The following is a 6,023-nucleotide window of genomic DNA, read 5'->3' on the forward strand; positions in this document are numbered from 1 at the left end:
CCTTGGTGGTATAGTCCCACTCCTCCGGCAGGGAGAGCATGAGGGAGAGAAGGCCCTTCGCTTTCAACGAGAGCGACTTGTCCCGCAGGTGATGGTTGGACATCACCGTATAATCGCGGGTTTTCTCAATGCGGAATACCGCCATGTTGGATACCTCCTTCCTTCGGTTTTGAAAAGTGTTCGTTTCGGCGGGTTTGCGCCCCTGTATCGCCGCCCGGCCTCCCATGAGGGAAAGAATATGGGCGGCTTCATTTGCGCCGCCCACAGGCGAAAAAACAGGGGATTTCCCACCCGTTTTTATACAGTTTTGCGTGCCCCCGGCAGGGCATAAAAAAACGCCACAGGTTTGTGTTACCCATGGCGTTGCCCCGGCAGATGGCCGGTCTGTATTCAGTTATATGGTCACGGGGCGGAGGCCCCGATTGACGGGTACTGTACCCGTATCTTGGCATTTCGTGGTCTTTCAGCGTGTCAAGGCTCACTCAACAGTAGTAAAATCGTAGTAAATGAGATGGTTTTGACCTGTCTGAAATGCCCGTGGATACAGTGTTTTCAAGGGATAATCAGATTTTGGCTTGATTTTTCTGCAAAAAAATGCCGGCCGCGGCATGAGAGAAATGATTTCTTATAAACACAAAAAACGCTGGGGCGAAGAGTTTTTCTCTTCGCCCCAGCGCTGTGTCTGGGGGGCAGAACGGCAGGCGGAAGCATGCCCGTAGGGGGAGTGGGATGTACGGGCCTTCTCCGCTGGGAGCCTTCCGCCCGCCAGGGATGGTTATTCCTGCCCGTTGAGGGAATCCGCCAGGGTGCTGGCCAAAGCGTCCAGCTCGGCGGCTTTGTCCCCCTGCAGGGAAGACGCCAGGGACAGGCGTTCGTTGAGAACAGTCATGTTTTTCATCTCTTCGTTGATGAACTTCTCCATCAGGTCGCCGGACTTGCAGGCCCAGGATCCGTTTTCGATGAGGGCAAAGGTGCGGTTCTGCAGGTTCAGGGCCTTCATGTCCTCCAGGAAGCTTTTCATCACCGGGTAGACGCCCAGGTTGTAGGTGACAGAGGCCAGCACAATATGGCTGTACTTGAAGCTCTCGGCAATCAGGTAGGAAACATGGGTGTTGGAAACGTCGTACACCGCCACATTGGTAATCCCTTTTTCGCACAGCCTGGAGGCCAGGGCCTGGGCGGCGGCCTCTGTGTTGCCGTACATGGAAGCGTAGGCGATGAGCACGCCCTTTTCCTCCGGCTCGTAGCGGCTCCACTTGTCGTACTTGTCAATGAAATAGCCAAGATCCTGCCGCCACACGGGGCCGTGCAGAGGGCAGATGAATTTGATCTGATCCAAAATACCGCCGGCCTGTTTCAGCAGCAGCTGTACGTGGGGGCCGTACTTGCCCACAATGTTGGTCAGGTAGCGGCGGGCTTCGTCAATCCAGTCCCGGTCAAAGTTCACCTCGTCTGCAAACAGCTTCCCGTCCAGGGCGATGAAAGAGCCGAAGGCGTCGGCGGAAAAGAGTACGCCGTTGGTGGTGTCGAAGGTGACCATGGCCTCGGGCCAGTGTACCATGGGGGCGGCCACAAAGGTGACGGTGTGGCTGCCGAAGCAGAAGGTGTCGCCCTCTTTTACCTGAATGCATTCGTGGCTGTCTGCATGGAAGCCGAACTGATGCATGAGCAGGAAGGCCTTTTCCGTAGAGATCACCTTCACATTGGGCCAGCGCAGCAGGATTTCTTCAATGGAAGCCCCGTGGTCCGGCTCCATGTGGTTAATCACCAGGTAATCCAGCTCCCGGCCGTCCAGCAGGTGCTCCACGTTTTCCAGAAGCTGGCGGCAGGCGGACCAGTCCACAGTGTCGAACAGGACGGATTTTTCGTCCAGCAGCAGGTAGGCGTTGTAGCTTACCCCCTTGGGGATGGGATGGATATTTTCAAACAGGGTCAGGCGGTGGTCGTTGGCGCCCACCCAGTACAGATCGTTGGTGACGGTTCTCACACAATACATAGTGCAGTCCTCCTTTTATGAATCATCCATGGAAACGGGCCGTTACGCTTCGATGAACTGGTCTTTGGCTTCGGCGCATTCCGGGCACACCCAGTCCTCCGGCAGCTTTTCAAAGAGGGTGCCGGGGGCGATTTCCCCGTCCGGGTCGCCCAGCTCAGGCACATACTCGTAGCCGCAGCCGCCGCATACGTACCGCTTGCCAATGGGGGCCTCCTTGGGCGGGCGGGGCCGCTTCATCTTCACCATGGGAGGCGCCGGCTGCTTCTCGCCGGTGTCCAGGGCCTGGGCCAGAAGGGGCAGGATTTCCTCCACGTCCCCCACAATGCCGTAGTCGCAGTTTTTAAAGATAGGCGCGCCCGGGTTCTTGTTGATGGCCACAATGGTGGAAGCATCCCGAATTCCCTTCAGGTGCTGCACCGCGCCGGAGATGCCGCAGGCAATGTACAGGTTGCCGGTGAACTTCTGGCCGGACATTCCCACATACCGGTTCAGGGGCAGGTACTTCAGGGTTTCGGCCACCGGGCGGGAAGAACCTACCGCCGCGCCGGCCGCCCGGGCCAGGTTTTCCACCAGGGCCATGTTTTCTTTCCCGCCAATGCCCTTTCCGGCAGAGACTACCCGTTCCGCCTGGGCAATGGGGGTGTCCATGGGGATTCCCACGGTAAAGTCGTGGCCGTCCTTCTTCAGGTGCTCCACCAGGGCGGCCACCTGCTCTGCTGCGCCGCCGTCCCGCAGAATCATCTTTTTCCGCACACCGGTAATGGGGGCCGGCTTCTTGGCGCGGCTGGAAGAACCGCCCGCGCTCTTGGGGGGCTTGCCCAGAATGTGCGAGGCGATGACCACCCGCTGGATTTCGTTGGTGCCCTCGTAAATGGTGGTGATCTTGGCGTCGCGGTAGGCGCGCTCCACCTCCATGCCCTTCATGTAGCCGGAGCCGCCGAAAATCTGCAGGGCGTCGTTGGTAACCTCCAGCGCTATGTCAGAGGCGTACATTTTTGCCATGGCAGACTCCATGCCGTAGGGGGCGTGGTGCTCCTTCAGCTCTGCGGCAGAATACACCAGGAACCGGGCGCACCGCAGCTTGGTGGCCATGTCTGTCAGCTTGAACGAGATGGTCTGCTGGAAGCCGATGGGCTTGCCGAACTGGATTCTCTCCTTCGCGTACTCCAGGGCGTTCTCATAAGCCCCCTGGGCAATGCCCAGAGCCTGGGCGGCAATGCCGATGCGGCCCCCGTCCAGGGTAGCCATGGCAATTTTGAAGCCGTCGCCCTCCTTGCCCAGCAGGTTTTCTTTGGGAACCTCCACGTTGTCAAAAATAAGCTCGGCGGTGGAGGAAGAGCGGATGCCCATTTTGTCGTAATGGTCGCCGAAATAGAAGCCCTTCCAGCCCTTTTCCACAATAAAGGCGCTGATCCCCTTGGTGCCGATGTCCGGCGTTGTGACGGCGAACACCACATAGACGTCGGCCTTCGGGGCGTTGGTAATGAAAATCTTGCCTCCGTTGAGCACGTAGTGGTCGCCCTTCCGCACGGCGGTGGTCTCGGTTCCGCCTGCGTCAGAACCGGCGTTCGGCTCGGTCAGGCCGAAAGCGCCTATTTTTTCGCCCCTGGCCAGGGGCGCCAGGTACTTCTGCTTCTGCTCCTCTGTGCCGAAGGCGAAAATCGGCCAGGAGCCCAGGGACACATGGGCGGATAAAATAACGCCCGCGCCGCCGTCTACCCGGGAAAGCTCCTCCACGGCAATGGCGTAGCTCAGGGCGTCCAGCCCGGCGCCGCCGTATTCCTGCGGGTAGGGGATGCCCATCAGGCCCAATTCCCCCAGCTTGCGCACCGCCTCGTCGGGGAACTCGTTGTTCTGGTCCAGCTGAAATGCAATGGGTTTGATTTCTTCCTCCGCAAAGGCACGGATTTTGGCCCGCAGCTCTTCCTGGGCAGGGGTGGTTTGGAATAACATGATAGTACCTCCTTTAATCTTGATTAATTTCCTCCAGTTTTGCAGAAAAAGAAAAAGCGGGCCGCTTCAGGGCTCTGCAAGAATCTCCCGCAGGCTGTGCCCTTTCAGCTCCTGGTCCAGCTTTTCCTGGATCCTCATCAGGTTCCCGTGTACCGCGCAGCCCCCATGGCGGCCGCGCCAGGGGCACTGAAATTGGGGGTCCATGCAGGCGGTGAGGCTGCTGCTTTCTTCCATGACGGCCATCAGGTCGTACAGGCTGGTTTTTTCCAGGTCGGCGGCCGCCGCCAGGCGGCAGCCCCCAGCCACGCCGCGAACCACCTCTACCAGCCCGGCCCGTTCCAGCTTTTTCAGAATCTTGTAAGTGAAGGCCTGGGGAAGAAGCTCCTCCTGAGACAGCTGCCCTGCCGTGTGCAGCTCCCCGTCGGTCAGGGCCCGCAAAATGCGAAGGGCGTAGTCGGTTTCTTTGTTGATGACCATGGGCGCCTTCCTCCTTCTGCGGGAATGATGTGATCCCAGCATATCAATTTGGATATATTTTGTCAAGTATAAAATGAGATTTTATTATGTTTTGTTATCTTACACAAAAACGGGTCTCCGATTTTGTATTGCCGCCTTCCCGGAAGGGCCGGTTGCAATCGCAGCCGCTTCGCAGTAGAATGAAGTGGGAACCCCCGGGCGCGCCTGGGGCGAAAGGGAGAAAAACTTTTCGCCGGACGGAAATCTTTTTTGCGGCGCAAGCCGCAAAGCAGGGTTTGGGGAAGGCACTCCCCAACAAGTTTCCCGCGAGGGGCAAAAACCGCAGAATTGCGGATTTTGGCACCGTGGTAGAAACTTGCTCTAAGACTGCCGCAGACTGCCCCTGTTTGGGTTTTTCCGTACATAGAGCGAACGGGGCGGGGCTTTCAGCCCGCTGTGCGCGGCCTTTTTTCTTTCGTCAAAGATACATTTGAAAGGCCGCCAGCTACCCGCTGTCCGGGGATTTTTTCAAATTTTCTTTTGCCTTAGTAATCCGGGAAACAGGATTTTGGCAACCGGCGGAGCAGAAAATTTTTCCTTTCACTCCCTACAACACCAGCAAAGGCAAAAATGATGGAAATACTGGAAATTTTCTCTTTGCTTCTTAATACGGACAAATTTCAAAAATGCCAAATAGACAACAAAAAAAGCAGCAAATCTTTTTCAGACTTACTGCTTTCGCTGGCCGCCGGTGGCGGCTGGTATTCAGTTTTGGGGCTTATCGGTCAAATCGAAACTTGAACAACGCGGCAATTAGCTGCTGCTTCACATATTCCTCAACCTCGGTATTTACTTGACCGTTCACTTTAGAAAAATATCGGATATATCCGGCGTAATGGGACAGAACGGCGTTTACTGCGTCCGGGTCGCCCTCATGGGCTTTGACGATTGTTTCATAGGGGAGAAGTTTACTCATGGTCTTTGCCCTCCATAAACCGCCGTAGCCACTGCAAGGCAAGCTGGATATGCCGCCCCGCTGTGCTGCGTGTCCGGCCGATATGTACGCCGATCACTCGCTGCGGCTGGCGCAGGAAGTAGTAACGGAAAATTTCTTCCTGCGTCTGCTCCGGCAAGAGGGCAAGGGCGGCGGCAAGTTCCGCATGGTACAGAACGGCGGTCTGACCGCAGGCGGTAAAAAGATATTCTTCAAGCTGCTCCGGCTCGGAAAGCTGGACAAACTTTTCGCTCATCAGATAATCAAGGGAAACTTCCCGTTCCCACCTCCGGCGCAACTTCAAAATTTTATCTATGGCTGCATGACGAATGACAATCTTGCAAAAGGCATTGAATGTGTACTGGATATGCACTTTATAGGCTTCATTTTCGGTCATGGAAATTCCCCCTCTCTGATAATAGTGCGGGGCGGCAGCACTCCTTGCTGTCGCCCCTTGATTGCCTACCAGCAAAGACAGACGGGGCTGTCAACGGCGGGCGTATGCCCGTTTATCCTGACCGTTGACTGGCTCGGCTGGATTTGCTATTTTAGAAAACTCATGCCCAATCTTTTTTTCGATATAGCATTGCCCCAATAATGGTGAAAAACAGAGTGACACCCAAA

General features: G+C 56.5%; 6 protein-coding genes and 1 pseudogene. 1 reads left to right on the forward strand and 6 read right to left on the reverse strand.

Translation table 11 applies throughout. The features are described from left to right. The 4 genes and pseudogenes from B5F35_RS19385 to B5F35_RS17310 all read right to left on the reverse strand — a co-directional run. Positions 1-265, reverse strand: a pseudogene (locus B5F35_RS19385) (helix-turn-helix domain-containing protein); the annotation flags it as partial. A 510-nt stretch (positions 266-775) separates the two neighbouring features. After that, positions 776-1,996 (reverse strand): FprA family A-type flavoprotein, encoded by a 1,221-nt coding sequence (locus B5F35_RS17300; protein WP_087242853.1) that lies wholly within the window; start codon positions 1,994-1,996, stop codon positions 776-778. Between the two features lie 42 nt (positions 1,997-2,038). Beyond that, positions 2,039-3,949 (reverse strand): acyl-CoA dehydrogenase family protein, encoded by a 1,911-nt coding sequence (locus B5F35_RS17305; RefSeq protein ID WP_087242855.1) that lies wholly within the window; start codon positions 3,947-3,949, stop codon positions 2,039-2,041. A gap of 66 nt (positions 3,950-4,015) precedes the next feature. Further along, positions 4,016-4,426, reverse strand: coding sequence for an RrF2 family transcriptional regulator (locus B5F35_RS17310; RefSeq protein ID WP_087242857.1), 411 nt, complete (start codon positions 4,424-4,426; stop codon positions 4,016-4,018). 609 nt (positions 4,427-5,035) lie between these two features. Between B5F35_RS17310 and B5F35_RS18830 the strand changes: the two genes are divergently transcribed. Further along, positions 5,036-5,206 (forward strand): hypothetical protein, encoded by a 171-nt coding sequence (locus B5F35_RS18830; protein ID WP_162611477.1) that lies wholly within the window; start codon positions 5,036-5,038, stop codon positions 5,204-5,206. Here B5F35_RS18830 and B5F35_RS17320 read toward each other — a convergent pair. Beyond that, positions 5,184-5,381, reverse strand: coding sequence for a helix-turn-helix domain-containing protein (locus B5F35_RS17320; protein ID WP_087242861.1), 198 nt, complete (start codon positions 5,379-5,381; stop codon positions 5,184-5,186). The two genes, B5F35_RS18830 and B5F35_RS17320, sit on opposite strands and share 23 nt — an antisense overlap. Beyond that, positions 5,374-5,796, reverse strand: a complete 423-nt coding sequence (locus B5F35_RS17325) for a sigma-70 RNA polymerase sigma factor region 4 domain-containing protein (RefSeq protein WP_087242863.1) — start codon at positions 5,794-5,796, stop codon at positions 5,374-5,376. The genes B5F35_RS17320 and B5F35_RS17325 overlap by 8 nt, the downstream gene beginning before the upstream one ends. Positions 5,797-6,023: the final 227 nt, after the last annotated feature.

The organism is Anaeromassilibacillus sp. An200, assembly GCF_002160025.1.
GTDB lineage: Bacteria > Bacillota > Clostridia > Oscillospirales > Acutalibacteraceae > Caccousia > Caccousia stercoris.

Excerpts from the sequence above, each read along its gene's own strand:
- B5F35_RS17300 (WP_087242853.1), bottom strand. The coding sequence starts at position 1,996 with ATGTATTGTGTGAGAACCGTCACCAACGATCTGTACTGGGTGGGCGCC.
- B5F35_RS17305 (WP_087242855.1), bottom strand. The coding sequence starts at position 3,949 with ATGTTATTCCAAACCACCCCTGCCCAGGAAGAGCTGCGGGCCAAAATC.
- B5F35_RS17310 (WP_087242857.1), bottom strand. The coding sequence starts at position 4,426 with ATGGTCATCAACAAAGAAACCGACTACGCCCTTCGCATTTTGCGGGCC.
- B5F35_RS18830 (WP_162611477.1), top strand. The coding sequence starts at position 5,036 with ATGATGGAAATACTGGAAATTTTCTCTTTGCTTCTTAATACGGACAAA.
- B5F35_RS17320 (WP_087242861.1), bottom strand. The coding sequence starts at position 5,381 with ATGAGTAAACTTCTCCCCTATGAAACAATCGTCAAAGCCCATGAGGGC.
- B5F35_RS17325 (WP_087242863.1), bottom strand. The coding sequence starts at position 5,796 with ATGACCGAAAATGAAGCCTATAAAGTGCATATCCAGTACACATTCAAT.